The following is a 22,141-nucleotide window of genomic DNA, read 5'->3' as shown; positions in this document are numbered from 1 at the left end:
CTACTAGCTCCACTGTTGTCTTGCGACGCTATTGTCTTGCAAGAAAAGCAAAATGGCAGGAACGAATTCCCGCCAAATTTAGGGGTACAAGAGTCTAAAGAGGATCTTGCCCCCAGTCAAGGCAAGGCCCCGACCTCCCCTCTCATCGAACCGGGACAAAAATGCCTCGATCCGACGAATGGGGGCTGCCAGGGCCCAGACTTATTTATCGCAGAACTCAGTTACCGCTTGAGTTCAGCGCTTCGGTCAGTGCAGCTTCCACTTCACTGGCGCTTACGCGCAGCGGCTTGTCAGCATCACGGCGGCGCTTGCGCTCGCTGTGGTAAGCCAAACCGGTACCTGCCGGGATCAGACGACCCACGACTACGTTTTCTTTCAGGCCGCGCAGGTAATCGCGCTTGCCGGTTACCGCTGCTTCGGTCAGTACGCGAGTGGTCTCCTGGAAGGAGGCCGCCGAGATGAACGACTCAGTGGACAACGACGCCTTGGTGATACCCAGCAACACACGAGTGAACTTGGAAACAAATTTGTCTTCCGCGCCCAGACGTTCGTTTTCTACCAGTACGTGAGTCAGTTCCATCTGGTCGCCCTTGATGAAACTGGAATCGCCGGATTCAGCGATTTCAACTTTACGCAGCATCTGACGCAGGATGGTCTCGATGTGCTTATCGTTGATCTTCACGCCTTGCAGACGGTAAACGTCCTGGATCTCGTTAACGATGTACTTGGCCAGCGCACTCACACCCAGCAGACGCAGGATGTCGTGTGGATCGCTCGGGCCGTCGGAGATAACTTCGCCGCGGTTTACCTGTTCGCCTTCGAAGACGTTCAGGTGACGCCACTTCGGAATCAGCTCTTCGTACGGATCAGTACCATCGTTCGGGGTAATGACCAGACGGCGCTTGCCTTTGGTCTCTTTACCGAACGCGATGGTGCCGCTGACTTCAGCCAGAATCGACGCTTCTTTCGGACGACGAGCTTCGAACAAGTCGGCAACACGCGGCAGACCACCGGTGATGTCGCGGGTCTTCGAAGTTTCTTGCGGGATACGCGCGATAACATCACCGATCGCGATCCTCGCACCATCCGCTACACCGACCAGGGCGTTGGCTGGCAGGAAGTACTGAGCGATTACGTCAGTGCCTGGCAGCAACAAGTCCTTGCCGTTGTCGTCGACCATCTTAACGGCAGGACGGATGTCTTTACCGGCAGCTGGACGATCTTTCGCGTCGAGTACTTCAATGTTGGTCATACCGGTCAATTCGTCAGTCTGACGCTTGATCGTGATGCCTTCTTCCATGCCCACGTAGGTCACGGTACCTTTCATTTCGGTAACGATTGGGTGAGTGTGCGGATCCCACTTGGCCACGATTGCGCCAGCGTCGACCTTGTCACCTTCTTTAACCGAGATCACAGCACCGTACGGCAGCTTGTAACGCTCACGCTCACGACCGTAGTCATCAGCGATTGCCAGCTCACCGGAACGGGACACAGCAACCAGGCAACCATCCACTCGCTCAACGTGTTTCAGGTTGTGCAGACGGACGGTACCGCCGTTCTTCACCTGAACGCTGTCAGCTGCGGAAGTCCGGCTTGCCGCACCACCGATGTGGAACGTACGCATGGTCAGCTGGGTACCCGGCTCACCGATGGACTGGGCAGCGATTACGCCAACCGCTTCACCGATGTTCACCTGGTGACCACGAGCCAAGTCACGGCCGTAGCACTTGGCACAAATGCCGTAGCGGGTTTCGCAGCTGATCGGCGAGCGAACAATCACTTCGTCGATGCTGTTGAGTTCGATGAACTCGACCCACTTTTCATCTACCAGGGTGCCGGCAGGAACGATAACTTCCTCGGTACCTGGCTTGAATACGTCACGGGCGATTACTCGACCCAGTACGCGCTCACCCAACGGCTCTACAACGTCGCCGCCTTCGATGTGCGGAGTCATCAGCAGACCGTGTTCGGTGCCGCAGTCAACTTCAGTCACAACCAAGTCTTGTGCAACGTCTACCAGACGACGAGTCAGGTAGCCGGAGTTAGCCGTTTTCAACGCGGTATCCGCAAGACCCTTACGAGCACCGTGAGTGGAGATGAAGTACTGAAGTACGCTCAAACCTTCACGGAAGTTCGCAGTAATCGGCGTTTCGATGATGGAACCGTCCGGCTTGGCCATCAGGCCACGCATACCGGCGAGCTGACGGATCTGCGCAGCAGAACCCCGTGCGCCCGAGTCGGCCATCATGTACATCGAGTTGAACGACTCTTGATCGACTTCTACGCCATGACGGTCGATAACCTTCTCTTTCGAGAGGTTCGCCATCATCGCCTTCGACACTTCGTCGTTGGCCTTGGACCAAAGGTCGATCACTTTGTTGTACTTCTCGCCCTGGGTTACCAGGCCGGAGGCGTACTGGCTTTCGATTTCTTTCACTTCATCAGTTGCAGCATTGATGATCTGGGCTTTTTCATCCGGGATAACGAAGTCGTTAACACCGATGGAAACGCCGGAAATGGTCGAATAAGCAAAGCCGGTGTACATCAACTGGTCAGCGAAGATCACGGTCTCTTTCAAACCAACCACGCGGTAGCACTGGTTGATCAGCTTGGAGATCGCCTTTTTCTTCATCGGCAAGTTGACGACGTCGTACGACAGGCCTTTTGGCACAACTTGATACAGCAGCGCACGGCCGACAGTGGTGTCGACAATACGGGTGCCGCTCACGCTGCCGCCATCACGGTCGTTGACGGTTTCGTTGATCCGCACTTTGACCTTGGCGTGCAGTGCGGCTTCGCCGGCACGGAACACACGGTCAACTTCTTGCAGGTCAGCGAACACACGACCTTCGCCTTTGGCGTTGATCGCTTCACGAGTCATGTAGTACAGACCCAATACAACGTCCTGCGACGGAACGATGATTGGCTCACCGTTGGCTGGCGACAGAATGTTGTTGGTCGACATCATCAACGCACGCGCTTCCAACTGGGCTTCCAGTGTCAGCGGTACGTGCACGGCCATTTGGTCGCCGTCGAAGTCGGCGTTGTACGCAGCACAGACCAGAGGGTGCAGCTGGATAGCCTTACCTTCGATCAGTACCGGTTCAAACGCCTGGATACCCAGACGGTGAAGGGTCGGTGCACGGTTGAGGAGAACCGGGTGTTCGCGAATCACTTCAGCGAGAACGTCCCAAACCTCTGGCAGTTCGCGCTCGACCATTTTCTTGGCCGCTTTGATGGTGGTCGCGAGACCGCGCATTTCCAGCTTGCCGAAGATGAATGGCTTGAACAGCTCAAGTGCCATCTTCTTGGGCAGACCGCACTGGTGCAGACGCAGGGTCGGGCCTACGGTAATTACCGAACGACCGGAGTAGTCAACACGCTTACCGAGCAAGTTCTGACGGAAACGACCTTGCTTACCCTTGATCATGTCAGCCAAGGATTTCAGAGGACGCTTGTTGGAACCGGTGATAGCGCGGCCACGACGGCCGTTGTCGAGCAAGGCATCGACAGCTTCTTGCAACATACGCTTTTCGTTGCGCACGATAATGTCCGGAGCGGACAGATCGAGCAGACGCTTCAAGCGGTTGTTACGGTTGATCACGCGGCGGTACAGGTCGTTGAGGTCGGACGTCGCGAAACGACCACCGTCCAACGGTACCAGCGGACGCAGGTCTGGCGGCAGAACCGGCAGAACGGTCAGCACCATCCACTCTGGCAAGTTGCCGGAACCCTGGAAGGCTTCCATCAACTTCAGACGCTTGGACAGCTTCTTGATCTTGGTTTCCGAGTTGGTTTGCGGAATTTCTTCGCGCAGACGGCCAATCTCGTGCTCCAGGTCGATAGCGTGCAGCAGCTCGCGAACAGCTTCGGCACCCATACGGGCATCAAAGTCGTCGCCGAACTCTTCCAGCGCTTCGAAGTACTGCTCGTCGTTCAGCAGCTGACCTTTTTCAAGGGTGGTCATGCCTGGATCGATAACGACATAGCTCTCGAAGTAGAGAACGCGTTCGATATCACGCAGGGTCATGTCCATCAGCAAGCCGATACGGGACGGCAGCGATTTCAGGAACCAGATGTGGGCAACCGGCGAAGCCAGTTCGATGTGCGCCATGCGCTCACGACGAACCTTGGCCAGTGCAACTTCAACGCCGCACTTCTCGCAGATCACACCACGGTGCTTCAAGCGCTTGTACTTACCGCACAGGCACTCGTAATCCTTTACCGGGCCAAAGATCTTGGCGCAGAACAGGCCGTCACGCTCAGGTTTGAACGTACGGTAGTTAATGGTTTCCGGCTTTTTAACTTCACCGAACGACCACGAACGGATCATCTCAGGCGATGCCAACCCAATACGGATGGCGTCGAACTCTTCGACTTGACCCTGGTTTTTCAGCAAATTCAGTAGGTCTTTCAAGGCCTTTCCTCCTGGCGGAGCAGAGAGCGGGCTAAACAGCCCCGCTCTCGATTCGCGTCACGTGTTATTCGGTTTCCAGATCGATATCGATGCCGAGGGAACGAATTTCTTTGATCAACACGTTGAAAGACTCGGGCATGCCCGGCTCCATACGGTGATCGCCGTCCACGATGTTTTTGTACATCTTGGTCCGACCGTTCACATCGTCCGACTTCACTGTGAGCATTTCTTGCAGAGTGTATGCAGCACCGTATGCTTCCAGTGCCCAGACCTCCATCTCCCCGAAACGCTGACCACCGAACTGAGCCTTACCACCCAGCGGCTGCTGGGTAACCAGGCTGTACGAACCGGTAGAACGAGCGTGCATCTTGTCGTCTACCAAGTGGTTCAGCTTCAGCATGTACATGTAGCCAACAGTAACCGGGCGCTCAAACTTGTTGCCGGTACGGCCGTCGAACAGCTGCATCTGGCCGCTTTCCGGCAGGTCTGCCAGTTTCAGCATGGCCTTGATTTCGCTTTCCTTGGCACCGTCGAATACCGGGGTAGCCATTGGAACGCCGCCGCGCAGGTTCTTCGCCAGATCCAGGATTTCCTGGTCGGAGAAGGTGTCCAGCTCTTCGTTGCGACCGCCGATCTCGTTGTAGATCTCGTGCAGGAACTTGCGCAGGTCAGCAACCTTGCGCTGCTCTTCGATCATACGGTTGATCTTCTCGCCCAGACCTTTGGCCGCGAGGCCCAGGTGGGTTTCAAGGATCTGACCAACGTTCATACGCGAAGGTACGCCCAACGGGTTGAGGACGACGTCGACCGGGGTGCCATTGGCATCGTGCGGCATGTCTTCAACCGGCATGATCACGGAGACCACACCTTTGTTACCGTGACGACCGGCCATCTTGTCGCCCGGCTGGATGCGGCGACGGATTGCCAGGTAAACCTTGACGATTTTCAGCACGCCTGGAGCCAGGTCATCGCCCTGCTGCAGTTTGCGCTTCTTGTCTTCGAACTTGTCGTCCAGCAGACGGCGGCGATCAACGATATAGGCCTGAGCCTTCTCGAGCTGCTCGTTCAGAGCATCTTCAGCCATGCGCAGTTTGAACCACTGGCCGTGCTCAAGACCGTCGAGTACTTCGTCGGTGATGTCCTGACCTTTCTTCAGACCTGCGCCGCCTTCAGCCTTGTGGCCTACCAGAGCGGAACGCAGACGTTCGAAGGTCGCGCCTTCAACGATACGGAACTCTTCGTTCAGGTCCTTGCGGATCTCGTCGAGTTGAGTCTTCTCGATGGACAGTGCACGAGCATCACGCTCAACGCCGTCACGGGTGAAGACCTGTACGTCGATGACAGTACCTTTGGTACCGGTAGGTACACGCAGGGAGGTGTCTTTAACGTCGCTGGCTTTTTCACCGAAGATGGCACGCAGCAGCTTCTCTTCCGGAGTCAGTTGGGTCTCGCCTTTCGGAGTGACCTTACCTACCAGGATGTCGCCTGCGCCAACTTCAGCACCTACGTAAACGATACCGGCTTCGTCCAGCTTGTTCAGTGCAGCTTCACCCACGTTCGGGATGTCTGCAGTGATTTCCTCTGGCCCAAGCTTGGTATCACGTGCCACACAGGTCAGTTCCTGAATGTGGATCGTGGTGAAACGGTCTTCTTGAACAACACGCTCGGACAGGCAGATGGAGTCTTCGAAGTTGAAGCCGTTCCATGCCATGAACGCGATGCGCATGTTCTGACCCAGTGCCAGTTCACCCATGTCGGTGGACGGGCCGTCGGCCATGATGTCGCTACGCTGAACGCGATCACCCTTGCTCACCAGCGGACGCTGGTTGATGCAGGTGTTCTGGTTCGAGCGGGTGTATTTGGTCAGGTTGTAGATGTCGACACCGGCTTCGCCAGTTTCCACTTCATCATCGGCAACACGAACCACGATACGGCTGGCGTCAACGGAGTCGATCACGCCGCCACGACGAGCCACGACGCAAACGCCGGAGTCACGGGCTACGTTACGCTCCATGCCGGTACCTACCAGCGGCTTGTCAGCGCGCAGGGTTGGTACAGCTTGACGCTGCATGTTGGAACCCATCAACGCACGGTTGGCGTCATCGTGTTCCAGGAACGGGATCAGCGACGCTGCAACCGAAACTACCTGCTTCGGCGAAACGTCCATCAAGGTGACGTCTTCCGGCGCCTTGACGGTGAACTCGTTCAAGTGACGAACAGCTACCAGCTCGTCGATCAGGACTTTCTTGTCGTTCATCGTGGCCGAAGCCTGAGCGATCACGTGATCAGCTTCTTCGATGGCGGACAGGAATACGATCTCGTCGGTGACCAGAGCGTCTTTCACCACGCGGTACGGGCTCTCGAGGAAGCCGTACTGGTTGGTGCGCGCATAAGCGGCCAGGGAGTTGATCAGACCGATGTTCGGACCTTCCGGCGTTTCGATCGGGCAAACACGACCGTAGTGCGTAGGGTGTACGTCACGAACTTCAAAGCCTGCACGCTCACGGGTCAGACCGCCCGGGCCCAGTGCGGAAACACGGCGCTTGTGGGTGATCTCGGAGAGCGGGTTGTTCTGGTCCATGAACTGGGAAAGCTGGCTGGAACCGAAGAACTCTTTCACCGCCGCAGCCACTGGCTTGGCATTGATCAGGTCTTGCGGCATCAGGCCTTCGCTTTCAGCCATCGACAGACGCTCTTTGACCGCACGCTCAACACGCACAAGGCCAACGCGGAACTGGTTTTCGGCCATTTCGCCTACGCAGCGAACACGACGGTTACCCAGGTGGTCGATGTCATCGACGATGCCTTTACCGTTACGGATGTCGACCAGAGTCTTCAGTACCGCAACGATGTCTTCCTTGCACAGCACGCCCGAACCTTCGATCTCGGTACGACCGATACGACGGTTGAACTTCATCCGGCCGACCGCAGACAGGTCATAACGCTCAGGGCTGAAGAACAGGTTGTTGAACAGGGTCTCGGCAGCGTCTTTGGTTGGTGGCTCACCAGGACGCATCATGCGATAGATCTCGACCAGCGCTTCCAATTGGTTGCTGGTGGAGTCGATCTTCAGTGTGTCGGAGATGAACGGACCGCAGTCGATGTCGTTGGTGTACAGGGTCTCGATGCGAACAACCTGGGCCTTGGCAATTTTTGCCAGGATTTCGGTGTTCAGCTCGGTGTTGCACTCAGCCAGGATTTCGCCTGTAGCCGGGTGAACGATAACCTTGGCGGTGGTGCGACCCAGGACGTAGTCCAGAGGCACTTCCAGCGACTTGATGCCGGCTTTTTCGATCTGGTTGATGTGGCGCGCAGTAATACGACGACCCGCTTCAACGATCACTTTGCCGTTTTCGTCCTGAATATCCAGAACGGCAATTTCACCACGCAGACGCGAAGCAATCAGCTCCAGGCTGAGGGTTTCATCCTTCAGGCTGAATACGTTGGTGGTGTAGAAAGCGTCCAGCACCTGCTCAGTGGTGTAACCGAGCGCGCGCAGCAGTACCGAGGCCGGCAGCTTGCGACGACGGTCGATACGCACGAACACGCAGTCTTTCGGGTCGAACTCGAAGTCCAACCACGAACCGCGGTACGGAATGATCCGCGCGGAGTACAGGAGTTTACCGGAGCTGTGCGTCTTGCCGCGGTCGTGGTCGAAGAACACGCCCGGGGAACGGTGCAGCTGGGAAACAATAACACGCTCGGTACCGTTGATTACGAAGGTACCGTTTTCAGTCATCAGTGGGATTTCGCCCATGTAGACTTCTTGCTCTTTGATGTCCTTGATCGCTTTGTTCGACGATTCTTTGTCGAAAATGATCAGGCGGACTTTTACCCGCAAAGGTACGGCGTACGTAACACCGCGCAACACGCATTCTTTGACATCAAATGCCGGTTCGCCCAGGCGATAACCCACGTACTCCAGCGCAGCATTGCCGGAGTAGCTGATGATCGGGAAAACGGATTTGAAGGCCGCATGCAGGCCCACGTCGCGGAACTGATCTTTGGTCGCTCCCGCCTGCAAGAATTCACGATACGAATCCAGCTGGATAGCCAGAAGGTACGGGACATCCATGACGTCCGGCAACTTGCTAAAGTCCTTGCGGATACGTTTTTTCTCAGTATATGAGTAAGCCATCAGCGTTCCCCAGCTTGGTCACCTGCTTGTTTGGCCCCTCCGACGGGAGCAGCCAGAAAATCTTGCAAACCCCATGGTTTGCACCACCGCATCGGGTGGTTACAGCGCGTAATTGGCGGCGACCGAGTCGACAGCCAAGAACGGAAAAAGGCCGGTGGCAAGAGCCACCAGCCATCAGCCTTCAGCTTAACGCTTGGGCTGGAGACGCAAGGTCGATGCTTACTTCAGCTCGACTTTAGCGCCTGCTTCTTCCAGCACTGCTTTAGCTTTGTCAGCGGCGTCTTTCGACACTGCTTCCAGAACCTGGGCAGGAGCGCCGTCAACTACAGCCTTGGCTTCTTTCAGGCCCAGACCGGTCAGTTCACGAACTGCCTTGATCACGTTTACTTTCTTCTCGCCAGCTTCCAGCAGCATGACGTTGAATTCGGTTTGCTCTTCAGCAGCAACAGCAGCAACAGCTGGGCCAGCGGAAGCAGCGGCAGCGGAAACGCCGAATTTTTCTTCGAAAGCTTTGATCAGCTCAACAACCTGCAGAACCGACATTTCAGCTACGGCGTTGAGGATATCTTCTTGGGAGATAGACATTACTGTATTTCCTGAATTGGGGGACGGCCTACGCGGCCATCGAAATAAACAAAAATACGCGAAAGGAGGTGCTCAGCCTTAGGCTGCGGCAGCTTCTTTTTGCTCGCGAACTGCGGCCAGAGTACGAGCCAACTTGCTGGTAGCGCCTTGAATCACGCTCATCAGCTGAGAAATAGCTTCGTTACGGGTCGGCAGTGTTGCCAGTACGTCGATTTGGTTAGCTGCGAGGAACTTGCCCTCGAACGCAGCTGCCTTGATCTCGAACTTATCCTGACTCTTGGCGAATTCCTTGAACAAACGGGCAGCAGCACCCGGGTGATCTTTGGAGAACGCGATCAGAGTCGGGCCGGTGAACACGTCGTTGAGGACACTGTATTCAGTGTCAGCAACAGCGCGCTTGAGCAGGGTGTTACGTACAACACGTACGTATACGCCAGCTTCACGAGCCTCTTTACGGAGTCCGGTCATAGCGCTTACTGTCACACCACGGGCATCAGCCACGACAGCGGACAGAGCAGCTTTGGCAGCCTCGTTGACTTCAGCGACGATGGCCTTCTTGTCTTCGAGATTAATTGCCACGGGTTTAACTCCTGCTTGTTACCGTTTCATCTGGCCGAAGCCGGATGTCGTTTTGGTGTCTGATTCGGTAAGGAACCGGGAGCACCATCTGCGTAGGCTTGAGGTTTAAGGCTTGCGCCGCCTACGGTCTTGGATAGCCCCCGCCAGGCAGGGACCCCAATTTTTTCAATTGACGCGATCTCTCGCGCCAATGTGTTTCTTATACGTCCAGCGAGCCTTGGTCGATGACCAGACCTGGGCCCATAGTGGTGCTCAGGGTAACGCGCTTGACGTAGATACCTTTCGAAGAAGCTGGCTTGATACGCTTCAGATCAGCGATCAGGGCTTCAACGTTTTCCTTCAGCTTGACGGCATCGAAGCCGACTTTGCCAACGGAGGTGTGAATGATGCCGTTTTTGTCGGTGCGATAACGAACCTGACCAGCCTTGGCGTTTTTAACCGCGGTAGCTACGTCTGGGGTTACGGTGCCGACTTTAGGGTTAGGCATCAGACCACGTGGACCGAGGATCTGACCCAACTGACCTACAACGCGCATTGCATCCGGGGAAGCAATTACTACGTCGTAGTTCAGGTCGCCGCCTTTCATTTCGGCAGCCAGGTCGTCCATGCCAACGCGATCAGCGCCGGCGGCCAGAGCAGCTTCAGCTGCCGGGCCTTGGGTGAAGACAGCAACACGTACAGTCTTGCCAGTACCGTGTGGCAGCACAGTAGCGCTACGAACGACCTGGTCGGATTTACGTGGGTCAACGCCCAGGTTTACAGCAACGTCAACGGACTCGCTGAACTTGACAGTCGACAGCTCGGTCAGCAGGGCAGCGGCGTCTACAAAGTTGTAGGCCTTGCCTGCTTCGATTTTGCCGGCGATAGCCTTTTGGCGCTTGGTCAGCTTAGCCATTACACACCCTCCACGTTAAGGCCCATGCTACGAGCAGAACCGGCGATGGTACGCACGGCTGCATCCATATCAGCTGCAGTCAGATCCGCGTTTTTGGTTTTCGCGATTTCTTCCAGCTGAGCACGAGTTACGGTGCCAACCTTAACGGTGTTAGGACGAGCGGAACCGCTAGTCAGACCGGCAGCTTTCTTCAGCAGAACCGAAGCCGGGGTCGACTTGGTTTCAAAAGTGAAGCTACGGTCGCTGTATACAGTGATGATCACTGGAGTCGGCAGACCTGGCTCAAGACCCTGAGTACGGGCGTTGAAGGCCTTGCAGAATTCCATGATGTTCACGCCGTGCTGACCCAGAGCCGGGCCGACAGGTGGACTTGGGTTGGCCTGAGCGGCCTTCACTTGCAGCTTGATGTAAGCGGTAATCTTCTTGGCCATGAGGCACTCCAATTACGGGTTCAAACGCCTCGAAAGGCTCCCCGGTTACTTGCGCGTTTATCCCAGTGACGACAAAACCCCACAGCCTAAGGCTGCGGGGCTGGGATGCTTGCTCAGCTAGACCTTCTCGACCTGGCTGAACTCCAACTCTACCGGAGTAGAGCGACCGAAAATGAGCACTGCCACCTGGATCCGGCTCTTTTCGTAGTTAACTTCTTCGACGGTACCGTTGAAATCAGCAAACGGACCATCTGTGACACGAACAACCTCACCCGGCTCGAACAACGTCTTCGGCTTAGGCTTGTCGCTACCGTCAGCAACGCGACGCAGAATTGCTTCTGCCTCTTTGTCAGTGATCGGAGCAGGCTTATCAGCAGTACCGCCGATGAAACCCATGACACGAGGAGTGTCCTTGACCAAGTGCCAAGTACCTTCATTCATGTCCATCTGAACCAGCACGTAGCCAGGGAAGAACTTGCGTTCGCTTTTGCGCTTCTGGCCATTCCGCATTTCAACCACTTCTTCAGTGGGAACCAGAATTTCGCCGAAGCCATCTTCCATGCCTGCGAGCTTTACGCGCTCTAGCAAAGAGCGCATAACATGCTTCTCGTAACCCGAGTAAGCATGCACAACGTACCAACGCTTAGCCACGGGACACCCTTAGCCAACAATCAAGGAAACAAGCCAGCCGAGCAGGGAATCAAGCCCCCACAACAGCAACGCCATAACCAGAACAACAGCCACAACAATCAACGTGGTCTGCGTGGTTTCTTGGCGAGTCGGCCAAACGACTTTACGAATTTCGGTGCGAGCTTCCTTTACCAGGACCGCGAAAGACTTGCCTTTGGCTGTCTGCAGGCCTACAAAGGCAGCTACAGCAGCAAGAGCGAGCAAAGCGAGTACGCGGTACAGGATCGGCGAAGCAGAGTAGTACTGATTGCCAACAACGCCTACGACCACCAATGCGACTACTACGAGCCACTTGACGAGATCGAAACGAGAGCTTTGAGCTTCAGCCTTAGGAGTCATCTATGAAGATCCTGTGAAAAGAAAGCCAGACACACCACGTGAATCTGGCAGGTCAGGAGGGAATCGAACCCCCAACCTACGGTTTTGGAGACCGTCGCTCTGCCAATTGAGCTACTGACCTAAAACAAAATCAGGCCGACCATTATGCAGGCCTGAAAAAGACTTTACAACAACCAACCCCACTAGACCTGAAATCACTTAGCCATAAAGCCAAATGCGACACCAACAAGCCGAGGCAGCTGTTAAAACAAAGGCAGATATTTTCATATCTGCCTTGTTATATGGAGCTCTTGAGCGGATTTGAACCGCTGACCTCACCCTTACCAAGGGTGTGCTCTACCAACTGAGCTACAAGAGCAAAACACATCGCACAACCTGCAAACTTGGAGCGGGTAGCGGGAATCGAACCCGCATCATCAGCTTGGAAGGCTGAGGTTCTACCACTAAACTATACCCGCGGAGCTTGCAGCTCACGCTAAAAATGGTGGAGGGGGAAGGATTCGAACCTTCGAAGTCGTAGACGTCAGATTTACAGTCTGATCCCTTTGGCCGCTCGGGAACCCCTCCTAAGCGAGCCGGCATTCTACATCACGCCGGCCTTCTGTCAAGCATTTTCTCATTAAAAATATGAGGTTAGCTGCGTTGACCTTCGTTTCACCTTGTAGACCGTAAAGGTCTTCACTGCGAAGCGGGCGCCATTCTATGCAAACTATTCGACAGTTGCAACGCCTTCGCACAACATTATTTTATGTTTTAACTCATTGAATTCCTTAGCAAGGTTTTCAAACGGCAGATCGTCAGCCAGCCTCCTGCTTTCAGGGGCCACACGCAGCCAATAACCGGAGGTGTCAGGCGTATTGAGGAGAAGCACCTTGACCTTTATATCCAGGCTTATGAGGCGCTGCTCGACCGACTGAGCCTGACGCTGATCGGCAAAGCCACCAATGTATAGGCAGGTATTTTGTGCGTCAGGCGCTTTTACTCGGTCGCGCCGAACCATGGGGTCAGAGGATTCACTCAATAGGCGAATATCCTGCTGAGAGCCCTTATAGAGGCTCAGAGGTGTTACATCTTTAGCGCGCAACGGGGCTTCCTGTTGATGCCAGATGTAATAGAAGGCATTGAGAACGAGCAAAAGCAAAAACAGCCAACGCATAAACACCTCAGGACAAAGGGCACGCCATCGCCAGACCAACAAAAACCAGATCAGGAACAAAACGAGCGTGAGGCACGGCGTCGGAGACCAGGTCAGCATCCCCGCCAGTCAGAAAAACCGTGAAGTCATCCCCCCAATAGCTTCGAGCCAACTCAAGCTGGGTCAAAACAAACCCCCTGAGCATCAGCGTACAACCCCGCTCAACGGCTTCAACGGTCGTGCGACCTGGCGAGAGGCGCGCCAGGGCCTGCTCCGCCGCAATATCGTCGTAGCGGATCTTGCGCGTGTGCGTTCGCAACTGGCTGCGCATAAGGGGCATTCCCGGGCAAATGAAACCGCCAAGGTGCTCACCATCGGCAGCAATAAAGTCCGCAGTGGCGGCGGTACCGAAATCAAGCACCAGGCAGGCACCTGATGCCAGCTTGAAACCACCAAGCATTGCCAACCAACGATCTAACCCAAGACGCTCAAACTCTTCGTAACCATTACGTACACCCGCCATCTCTCTCGCAGAAGCAGCACAAGACACAACAACCCCAAATGCCCCTTGCAAAGCCTCAACCAGTTGCCCGGTCTCCTCAGCGGCCCGAACACTTACCAGGCGGCAACGCGTCAATGACAGCCCCGGGATTGCCTTCAGGCCCTCGATCAATTCAAGGTCCGAGCCGACAACACCCTCAGCGGACGCCCTGGCCATAGGCGAATCGAGCACACGCCACTTGATAAAGCTATTCCCACAGTCGAGCTCAAGAATCATCACGCAACCTCAGGCTTAGCTCACCGCCGCTGTATATTTTCTCGGCACCCTCGACACTCAGCCGAAGGGCGCCCTGGAGATCAACACCCAGCACCACACCATCAATCTGGTTAACACCCGCGATAAGAGATACGGCCTTACCCTGCCACAAATGATTTCGCTCCCACTCTTCCTGGAGCGCAGCAAAGCCCGAAGCCTTGTGTCGCTCCAGGTGACTTTGCAGTTGCAGCCCAAGCCGTGCGACCAAGTGATTACGGTCCACAGGGGAACCTGTCTCCAACTGCGCCGACGTCCACTGCTGATCGACCTCTGCGGTCTTCTGCATATTTACGTTGATCCCTACACCTAGGACAACGTGGCAAACATCAGCGGGATCTCCGACCAATTCCAGCAAGATGCCGGCAATTTTTTTCTGCCCAACCAGGACGTCGTTCGGCCATTTTAATGCAGCAGCCTGGACACCCAGCTCACGCAGGGCCTGCATAACCGCCAATCCCACGACAAGACTAAGCCCCTCCAATTGCCTTAACCCGCCGTCAATGCGCAATACGAGGCTGTAATACAGGTTTTGAGCGAACGGACTGACCCACTTACGGCCCCGCCTACCCCTTCCGGCTGTTTGCTGCTCCGCAAGCACCAGAAATGGCGCCGCGCAACCGGCGTCGACGAGGCGCAAGGCCTCGGCATTGGTGGAGTCTATGGAATCAGAGATGTAAACAGGCCACGTCAAAGCTGGAGCCTGCCCTTGAATTTCTTCAGCATTCAAGAACACCAATGGAGATGCCAGCTGATACCCCCTGCCACGAACTTTATGGATGGGCAGGTTCAATTCGGACTCCAGATGCTGGAGCTGCTTCCAAACAGCACTGCGGCTGACACCCAGGGCAGCACCCAGCGCCTCTCCGGAGTGGAATCGGCCATCTTTGAGAAGTGTTAACAACGTCAGCATGCAAGCATCGCCTCACAATGAGGCACGCATGATAGCCATGCGCAAGGTCATTGCATAGAAAGGACGGGATTTAGCACTGGTGCTCGCACGAAGGCGTTCGCGGCAGCTCAGGCTGGGCGCGTTGCGATTAACACTAAACATGCGCAAGCTTTGCCCACTATACGACCGCCCAAAACAAAACCCCTGATTGCGTTAGCAATCAGGGGTTTCGGAATTTAATCTTGACGATGACCTACTCTCACATGGGGAAACCCCACACTACCATCGGCGATGCATCGTTTCACTACTGAGTTCGGGATGGGATCAGGTGGTTCCAATGCTCTATGGTCGTCAAGAAATTCGGGTACTGAGTCGTAGCCAGATGGCTTCGCTTCAGCAAATTGGGTATGTGATAGCTTTCGGTGTTTTGTGAGCGTCGAACTTTCGGTTCATCTCGTCTTCACACACCGCAATCTGATGCTCTTTATTAGAGAGTCGACTCAAATTGCTTGGGTGTTATATGGTCAAGCCTCACGGGCAATTAGTATTGGTTAGCTCAACGCCTCACAGCGCTTACACACCCAACCTATCAACGTCGTAGTCTTCGACGGCCCTTCAGGGGACTCAAGGTCCCAGTGAGATCTCATCTTGAGGCTAGTTTCCCGCTTAGATGCTTTCAGCGGTTATCTATTCCGAACATAGCTACCCGGCAATGCCACTGGCGTGACAACCGGAACACCAGAGGTTCGTCCACTCCGGTCCTCTCGTACTAGGAGCAGCCCCTCTCAAATCTCAAACGTCCACGGCAGATAGGGACCGAACTGTCTCACGACGTTCTAAACCCAGCTCGCGTACCACTTTAAATGGCGAACAGCCATACCCTTGGGACCGGCTTCAGCCCCAGGATGTGATGAGCCGACATCGAGGTGCCAAACACCGCCGTCGATATGAACTCTTGGGCGGTATCAGCCTGTTATCCCCGGAGTACCTTTTATCCGTTGAGCGATGGCCCTTCCATACAGAACCACCGGATCACTAAGACCTACTTTCGTACCTGCTCGACGTGTCTGTCTCGCAGTCAAGCGCGCTTTTGCCTTTATACTCTACGACCGATTTCCGACCGGTCTGAGCGCACCTTCGTACTCCTCCGTTACTCTTTAGGAGGAGACCGCCCCAGTCAAACTACCCACCATACACTGTCCTCGATCCGGATAACGGACCTGAGTTAGAACCTCAAAGTTGCCAGGGTGGTATTTCAAGGTTGGCTCCACGCAGACTGGCGTCCACGCTTCAAAGCCTCCCACCTATCCTACACAAGCAAATTCAAAGTCCAGTGCAAAGCTATAGTAAAGGTTCACGGGGTCTTTCCGTCTAGCCGCGGATACACTGCATCTTCACAGCGATTTCAATTTCACTGAGTCTCGGGTGGAGACAGCGCCGCCATCGTTACGCCATTCGTGCAGGTCGGAACTTACCCGACAAGGAATTTCGCTACCTTAGGACCGTTATAGTTACGGCCGCCGTTTACCGGGGCTTCGATCAAGAGCTTCGCGTTAGCTAACCCCATCAATTAACCTTCCGGCACCGGGCAGGCGTCACACCCTATACGTCCACTTTCGTGTTTGCAGAGTGCTGTGTTTTTAATAAACAGTCGCAGCGGCCTGGTATCTTCGACCGGCATGAGCTTACGGAGCAAGTCCTTCACCCTCACCGGCGCACCTTCTCCCGAAGTTACGGTGCCATTTTGCCTAGTTCCTTCACCCGAGTTCTCTCAAGCGCCTTGGTATTCTCTACCCAACCACCTGTGTCGGTTTGGGGTACGGTTCCTGGTTACCTGAAGCTTAGAAGCTTTTCTTGGAAGCATGGCATCAACCACTTCGTTAACTAAAAGTTAACTCGTCATCAGCTCTCGGCCTTAGAATCCCGGATTTACCTAAGATTCCAGCCTACCACCTTAAACTTGGACAACCAACGCCAAGCTGGCCTAGCCTTCTCCGTCCCTCCATCGCAATAACCAGAAGTACAGGAATATTAACCTGTTTTCCATCGACTACGCTTTTCAGCCTCGCCTTAGGGACCGACTAACCCTGCGTCGATTAACGTTGCGCAGGAAACCTTGGTCTTTCGGCGTGGGTGTTTTTCACACCCATTGTCGTTACTCATGTCAGCATTCGCACTTCTGATACCTCCAGCAAGCTTCTCAACTCACCTTCACAGGCTTACAGAACGCTCCTCTACCGCATCACTTACGTGATACCCGTAGCTTCGGTGTATGGTTTGAGCCCCGTTACATCTTCCGCGCAGGCCGACTCGACTAGTGAGCTATTACGCTTTCTTTAAAGGGTGGCTGCTTCTAAGCCAACCTCCTAGCTGTCTAAGCCTTCCCACATCGTTTCCCACTTAACCATAACTTTGGGACCTTAGCTGACGGTCTGGGTTGTTTCCCTTTTCACGACGGACGTTAGCACCCGCCGTGTGTCTCCCATGCTCGGCACTTGTAGGTATTCGGAGTTTGCATCGGTTTGGTAAGTCGGGATGACCCCCTAGCCGAAACAGTGCTCTACCCCCTACAGTGATACATGAGGCGCTACCTAAATAGCTTTCGAGGAGAACCAGCTATCTCCGAGCTTGATTAGCCTTTCACTCCGATCCACAGGTCATCCGCTAACTTTTCAACGGTAGTCGGTTCGGTCCTCCAGTTAGTGTTACCCAACCTTCAACCTGCCCATGGATAGATCGCCCGGTTTCGGGTCTATTCCCAGCGACTAGACGCCCTATTAAGACTCGCTTTCGCTACGCCTCCCCTATTCGGTTAAGCTCGCCACTGAAAATAAGTCGCTGACCCATTATACAAAAGGTACGCAGTCACCTAACAAAGTAGGCTCCCACTGCTTGTACGCATACGGTTTCAGGATCTATTTCACTCCCCTCTCCGGGGTTCTTTTCGCCTTTCCCTCACGGTACTAGTTCACTATCGGTCAGTCAGTAGTATTTAGCCTTGGAGGATGGTCCCCCCATATTCAGACAAAGTTTCTCGTGCTCCGTCCTACTCGATTTCATGACTAAGAGATTTTCGCGTACAGGGCTATCACCCACTATGGCCGCACTTTCCAGAGCGTTCCGCTAATCTCAAAGCCACTTAAGGGCTAGTCCCCGTTCGCTCGCCACTACTAAGGGAATCTCGGTTGATTTCTTTTCCTCAGGGTACTTAGATGTTTCAGTTCCCCTGGTTCGCCTCTTACGCCTATGTATTCAGCGTAAGATAACCATCTTATGATGGCTGGGTTCCCCCATTCAGACATCTCCGGATCAAAGTCTGTTTGCCGACTCCCCGAAGCTTTTCGCAGGCTACCACGTCTTTCATCGCCTCTGACTGCCAAGGCATCCACCGTATGCGCTTCTTCACTTGACCATATAACCCCAAGCAATCTGGTTATACTGTGAAGACAACATTCGCCGAAAATTCGAATTTCTCAACTAAGAGAACTCACAAATTTTACCTTAGCCTGATCCGTTACCAGTGAAAGTAACGTTCAGTCTATCTTTCTATCACATACCCAAATTTTTAAAGAACGATCTAATCAAAGACTAGAAATCAATATTCACTTCAGAATATTCATTTCTAAACTCTAACAGCAGAAGCAGTTAATGGTGGAGCCAAACGGGATCGAACCGTTGACCTCCTGCGTGCAAGGCAGGCGCTCTCCCAGCTGAGCTATGGCCCCATAACAAAATTGGTGGGTCTGGGCAGATTCGAACTGCCGACCTCACCCTTATCAGGGGTGCGCTCTAACCAACTGAGCTACAGACCCAATTTCGAGCGTCACTGATTAGCTAAGAGCTATCAGCTTGGAGCTTAAAGCTGCTTCTATCGTCTTCTTCAATGAATCAAGCAATTCGTGTGGGAACTTATGGAGCAGCTGATGTCGTCGATTAAGGAGGTGATCCAGCCGCAGGTTCCCCTACGGCTACCTTGTTACGACTTCACCCCAGTCATGAATCACACCGTGGTAACCGTCCTCCCGAAGGTTAGACTAGCTACTTCTGGTGCAACCCACTCCCATGGTGTGACGGGCGGTGTGTACAAGGCCCGGGAACGTATTCACCGCGACATTCTGATTCGCGATTACTAGCGATTCCGACTTCACGCAGTCGAGTTGCAGACTGCGATCCGGACTACGATCGGTTTTGTGGGATTAGCTCCACCTCGCGGCTTGGCAACCCTCTGTACCGACCATTGTAGCACGTGTGTAGCCCAGGCCGTAAGGGCCATGATGACTTGACGTCATCCCCACCTTCCTCCGGTTTGTCACCGGCAGTCTCCTTAGAGTGCCCACCATAACGTGCTGGTAACTAAGGACAAGGGTTGCGCTCGTTACGGGACTTAACCCAACATCTCACGACACGAGCTGACGACAGCCATGCAGCACCTGTCTCAATGTTCCCGAAGGCACCAATCTATCTCTAGAAAGTTCATTGGATGTCAAGGCCTGGTAAGGTTCTTCGCGTTGCTTCGAATTAAACCACATGCTCCACCGCTTGTGCGGGCCCCCGTCAATTCATTTGAGTTTTAACCTTGCGGCCGTACTCCCCAGGCGGTCAACTTAATGCGTTAGCTGCGCCACTAAAAGCTCAAGGCTTCCAACGGCTAGTTGACATCGTTTACGGCGTGGACTACCAGGGTATCTAATCCTGTTTGCTCCCCACGCTTTCGCACCTCAGTGTCAGTATTAGTCCAGGTGGTCGCCTTCGCCACTGGTGTTCCTTCCTATATCTACGCATTTCACCGCTACACAGGAAATTCCACCACCCTCTACCATACTCTAGTCAGTCAGTTTTGAATGCAGTTCCCAGGTTGAGCCCGGGGATTTCACATCCAACTTAACAAACCACCTACGCGCGCTTTACGCCCAGTAATTCCGATTAACGCTTGCACCCTCTGTATTACCGCGGCTGCTGGCACAGAGTTAGCCGGTGCTTATTCTGTCGGTAACGTCAAAACACTAACGTATTAGGTTAATGCCCTTCCTCCCAACTTAAAGTGCTTTACAATCCGAAGACCTTCTTCACACACGCGGCATGGCTGGATCAGGCTTTCGCCCATTGTCCAATATTCCCCACTGCTGCCTCCCGTAGGAGTCTGGACCGTGTCTCAGTTCCAGTGTGACTGATCATCCTCTCAGACCAGTTACGGATCGTCGCCTTGGTGAGCCATTACCTCACCAACTAGCTAATCCGACCTAGGCTCATCTGATAGCGCAAGGCCCGAAGGTCCCCTGCTTTCTCCCGTAGGACGTATGCGGTATTAGCGTCCGTTTCCGAACGTTATCCCCCACTACCAGGCAGATTCCTAGGCTTTACTCACCCGTCCGCCGCTCTCAAGAGAAGCAAGCTTCTCTCTACCGCTCGACTTGCATGTGTTAGGCCTGCCGCCAGCGTTCAATCTGAGCCATGATCAAACTCTTCAGTTCAAACATCTTTGGGTTTTTAAGAAACCCTAAACTTGGCTCAGCAATCGTTGGTTACATCTTTGATTTCTCGCGGAGTAACTTGTGATGCTGATAATCTTGTTGACTATCAGTCTGACTCCACAAGCACCCACACGAATTGCTTGATTCAGTTGTTAAAGAGCGGTTGGTTAAGACCTTTCGTCTCAACCGAGGCGCGCATTCTACAGCAGCCTCATTTGCTGTCAAGTGGTTATTTTCAGAAGTTTTCGAAGAATTCTTCAACAACTTCAACCACTTGCGCTTACGATCTCTCGTTAGCGGGAGGCGAATTCTACAGCGTTACACGCTGCTGTCAACACCTCTTTTTCAACTTCCTTTTGGCTTCGATGAACTGAAGCAACTTGCTGCCGAAAACTTCATAACTCTTTGTTTACCAAGGAGTTTTACGTTTCGACTGCGCCGGAAGTGGGGCGAATTATAGACAGATATAATTCGCCGTCAACACCTCATTTCAGTTTTATTCGGCTTTGAGCGTAATACGCGCAAATGCCTTCTTCCCAGCCTGGCAAACGTGGGTAGCGCCCAGTTCGTATATAAAGGTGCGATCGACAACCTCACCATCTATACGCACGCCACCGGAACCCAACAGGTCGCGCGCGACCGCGGAGTTCTTAACCAGGCCCGCCTTATTAAGTACAGCGGCAATCGGCATCGCTTCAGTCGCGGTCAATTCGATCTCTGGCAGATCATCCGGCAGCTCGCCATCCTTCATGCGGTTGCCGGCCGCGCGGTGAGCACTGGCCGCAGCCTCTTCACCATGGAAGCGCGCAACGATCTCTTCCGCCAACTTGATCTTCACGTCACGAGGATTCGCACCCGCCTCGACCTCAGCGCGCAGTGCGTTGATCTCATCCATCGAGCGGAAGCTCAACAGCTCGAAATAACGCCACATCAACGCATCTGGAATCGATACCAGCTTGCCATACATCACACCCGGCGCTTCCTGGATACCAACGTAGTTACCCAGGGACTTGGACATCTTCTTGACGCCATCCAACCCTTCCAGCAACGGCATGGTCAGAATGCACTGAGCTTCTTGCCCGTACGCACGCTGGAGCTCACGCCCCATCAGCAGGTTGAACTTCTGGTCAGTGCCGCCCAGCTCAACGTCCGCGCGCAATGCCACCGAGTCATAGCCCTGCACCAGCGGGTAGAGGAACTCATGAATCGCGATTGGCTGATTGGTGGAGTAGCGCTTGTCGAAGTCATCACGCTCAAGCATGCGCGCCACGGTGTACTGGGAAGTCAGGCGAATAAAGTCGGCCGGCCCCATCTGATCCATCCAGGTGGAGTTGAACGCCACCTCGGTCTTGGCCGGATCGAGAATCTTGAACACCTGGGTCTTGTAGGTCTCGGCATTATCGAGCACCTGCTCACGAGTCAGCGGCGGGCGCGTTGCGCTCTTGCCGCTCGGATCACCGATCATCCCGGTGAAGTCACCTATAAGGAAGATAACCTGATGCCCCAGCTCCTGGAACTGACGCAGCTTATTAATAAGCACGGTATGACCCAGGTGCAGATCCGGCGCGGTCGGATCGAAGCCAGCCTTAATACGCAGGGGTTGGCCACGCTTGAGCTTTTCGACCAGCTCGGCCTCGACCAACAGTTCTTCCGCACCACGTTTTATCAGCGCTAGCTGCTCTTCAACCGACTTCATAACAGACCCGCAAGGCTCAGATTCAAAAGGGAACCAACCATACAAGATCAGGGACTAAT

General features: G+C 54.3%; 12 protein-coding genes, 6 tRNA genes and 3 rRNA genes. All 21 read right to left on the bottom strand.

Annotated elements, in window-relative coordinates:
• Window positions 1–217: 217 nt before the first annotated feature.
• The 21 genes from rpoC to tyrS all read right to left on the bottom strand — a co-directional run bounded on the left by rpoC (window position 218) and on the right by tyrS (window position 22,082).
• Entirely contained in the window at window positions 218–4,417 is a 4,200-nt protein-coding gene (gene rpoC / locus QF043_RS01415) for a DNA-directed RNA polymerase subunit beta' (RefSeq protein ID WP_307417272.1), read from the bottom strand.
• A 64-nt stretch (window positions 4,418–4,481) separates the two neighbouring features.
• Complete coding sequence (gene rpoB, locus QF043_RS01410) at window positions 4,482–8,555, bottom strand: DNA-directed RNA polymerase subunit beta (RefSeq protein ID WP_017135961.1); 4,074 nt, start codon at window positions 8,553–8,555, stop codon at window positions 4,482–4,484.
• A 219-nt stretch (window positions 8,556–8,774) separates the two neighbouring features.
• Entirely contained in the window at window positions 8,775–9,140 is a 366-nt protein-coding gene (rplL, locus tag QF043_RS01405; protein ID WP_010566858.1) for a 50S ribosomal protein L7/L12, read from the bottom strand.
• A 78-nt stretch (window positions 9,141–9,218) separates the two neighbouring features.
• Window positions 9,219–9,719 (bottom strand): 50S ribosomal protein L10, encoded by a 501-nt coding sequence (rplJ, locus tag QF043_RS01400; RefSeq protein ID WP_056861893.1) that lies wholly within the window; start codon window positions 9,717–9,719, stop codon window positions 9,219–9,221.
• 199 nt (window positions 9,720–9,918) lie between these two features.
• Window positions 9,919–10,614 carry a 50S ribosomal protein L1 gene (rplA, locus tag QF043_RS01395; RefSeq protein ID WP_003232403.1) on the bottom strand — a complete coding sequence of 232 codons (696 nt, stop codon included), beginning with the start codon at window positions 10,612–10,614 and terminating at the stop codon, window positions 9,919–9,921.
• Complete coding sequence (gene rplK / locus QF043_RS01390) at window positions 10,614–11,045, bottom strand: 50S ribosomal protein L11 (protein WP_003176435.1); 432 nt, start codon at window positions 11,043–11,045, stop codon at window positions 10,614–10,616. Before rplK ends, rplA begins: the two co-directional genes overlap by 1 nt.
• A 117-nt stretch (window positions 11,046–11,162) precedes the next feature.
• The gene (gene nusG, locus QF043_RS01385; protein WP_003176436.1) at window positions 11,163–11,696 is read right to left on the bottom strand and encodes a transcription termination/antitermination protein NusG; all 534 of its coding nucleotides are present in this window, start codon (window positions 11,694–11,696) and stop codon (window positions 11,163–11,165) included.
• A 9-nt stretch (window positions 11,697–11,705) separates the two neighbouring features.
• The gene (gene secE, locus QF043_RS01380) at window positions 11,706–12,074 is read right to left on the bottom strand and encodes a preprotein translocase subunit SecE (RefSeq protein ID WP_003232399.1); all 369 of its coding nucleotides are present in this window, start codon (window positions 12,072–12,074) and stop codon (window positions 11,706–11,708) included.
• Window positions 12,075–12,119: 45 nt separating this feature from the next.
• A tRNA-Trp gene (locus QF043_RS01375) sits at window positions 12,120–12,195 on the bottom strand.
• 161 nt (window positions 12,196–12,356) lie between these two features.
• A tRNA-Thr gene (locus tag QF043_RS01370) sits at window positions 12,357–12,432 on the bottom strand.
• 26 nt (window positions 12,433–12,458) lie between these two features.
• Window positions 12,459–12,532: transfer RNA gene (locus tag QF043_RS01365), tRNA-Gly, on the bottom strand.
• A gap of 24 nt (window positions 12,533–12,556) precedes the next feature.
• Window positions 12,557–12,641 (bottom strand) — tRNA-Tyr (locus QF043_RS01360).
• 142 nt (window positions 12,642–12,783) lie between these two features.
• Window positions 12,784–13,230, bottom strand: a complete 447-nt coding sequence (locus QF043_RS01355; protein ID WP_307417271.1) for a hypothetical protein — start codon at window positions 13,228–13,230, stop codon at window positions 12,784–12,786.
• 7 nt (window positions 13,231–13,237) lie between these two features.
• A complete protein-coding gene (locus QF043_RS01350; protein ID WP_058421345.1) occupies window positions 13,238–13,987 on the bottom strand; it encodes a pantothenate kinase in 750 nt (249 codons plus the stop codon).
• Window positions 13,977–14,936, bottom strand: a complete 960-nt coding sequence (gene birA / locus QF043_RS01345) for a bifunctional biotin--[acetyl-CoA-carboxylase] ligase/biotin operon repressor BirA (protein WP_307417270.1) — start codon at window positions 14,934–14,936, stop codon at window positions 13,977–13,979. The genes QF043_RS01350 and birA overlap by 11 nt, the downstream gene beginning before the upstream one ends.
• Window positions 14,937–15,155: 219 nt before the next feature.
• Window positions 15,156–15,271 (bottom strand): 5S ribosomal RNA (rrf, locus tag QF043_RS01340).
• A 164-nt stretch (window positions 15,272–15,435) separates the two neighbouring features.
• A 23S ribosomal RNA gene (locus QF043_RS01335) occupies window positions 15,436–18,327 on the bottom strand.
• Window positions 18,328–18,564: 237 nt separating this feature from the next.
• Window positions 18,565–18,640, bottom strand: a tRNA-Ala gene (locus QF043_RS01330).
• Window positions 18,641–18,650: 10 nt separating this feature from the next.
• Window positions 18,651–18,727: transfer RNA gene (locus QF043_RS01325), tRNA-Ile, on the bottom strand.
• A gap of 122 nt (window positions 18,728–18,849) precedes the next feature.
• A 16S ribosomal RNA gene (locus QF043_RS01320) occupies window positions 18,850–20,386 on the bottom strand.
• Together the 16S, 23S and 5S rRNA genes with 2 tRNA genes alongside form the textbook arrangement of a ribosomal RNA operon.
• 496 nt (window positions 20,387–20,882) lie before the next feature.
• Window positions 20,883–22,082 carry a tyrosine--tRNA ligase gene (gene tyrS, locus QF043_RS01315; RefSeq protein ID WP_307417269.1) on the bottom strand — a complete coding sequence of 400 codons (1,200 nt, stop codon included), beginning with the start codon at window positions 22,080–22,082 and terminating at the stop codon, window positions 20,883–20,885.
• Window positions 22,083–22,141 lie beyond the last annotated feature (59 nt).

Source organism: Pseudomonas sp. W3I7, assembly GCF_030816095.1.
GTDB lineage: Bacteria > Pseudomonadota > Gammaproteobacteria > Pseudomonadales > Pseudomonadaceae > Aquipseudomonas > Aquipseudomonas salomonii.
This window is presented reverse-complemented; position numbering and strand designations above follow the sequence as displayed.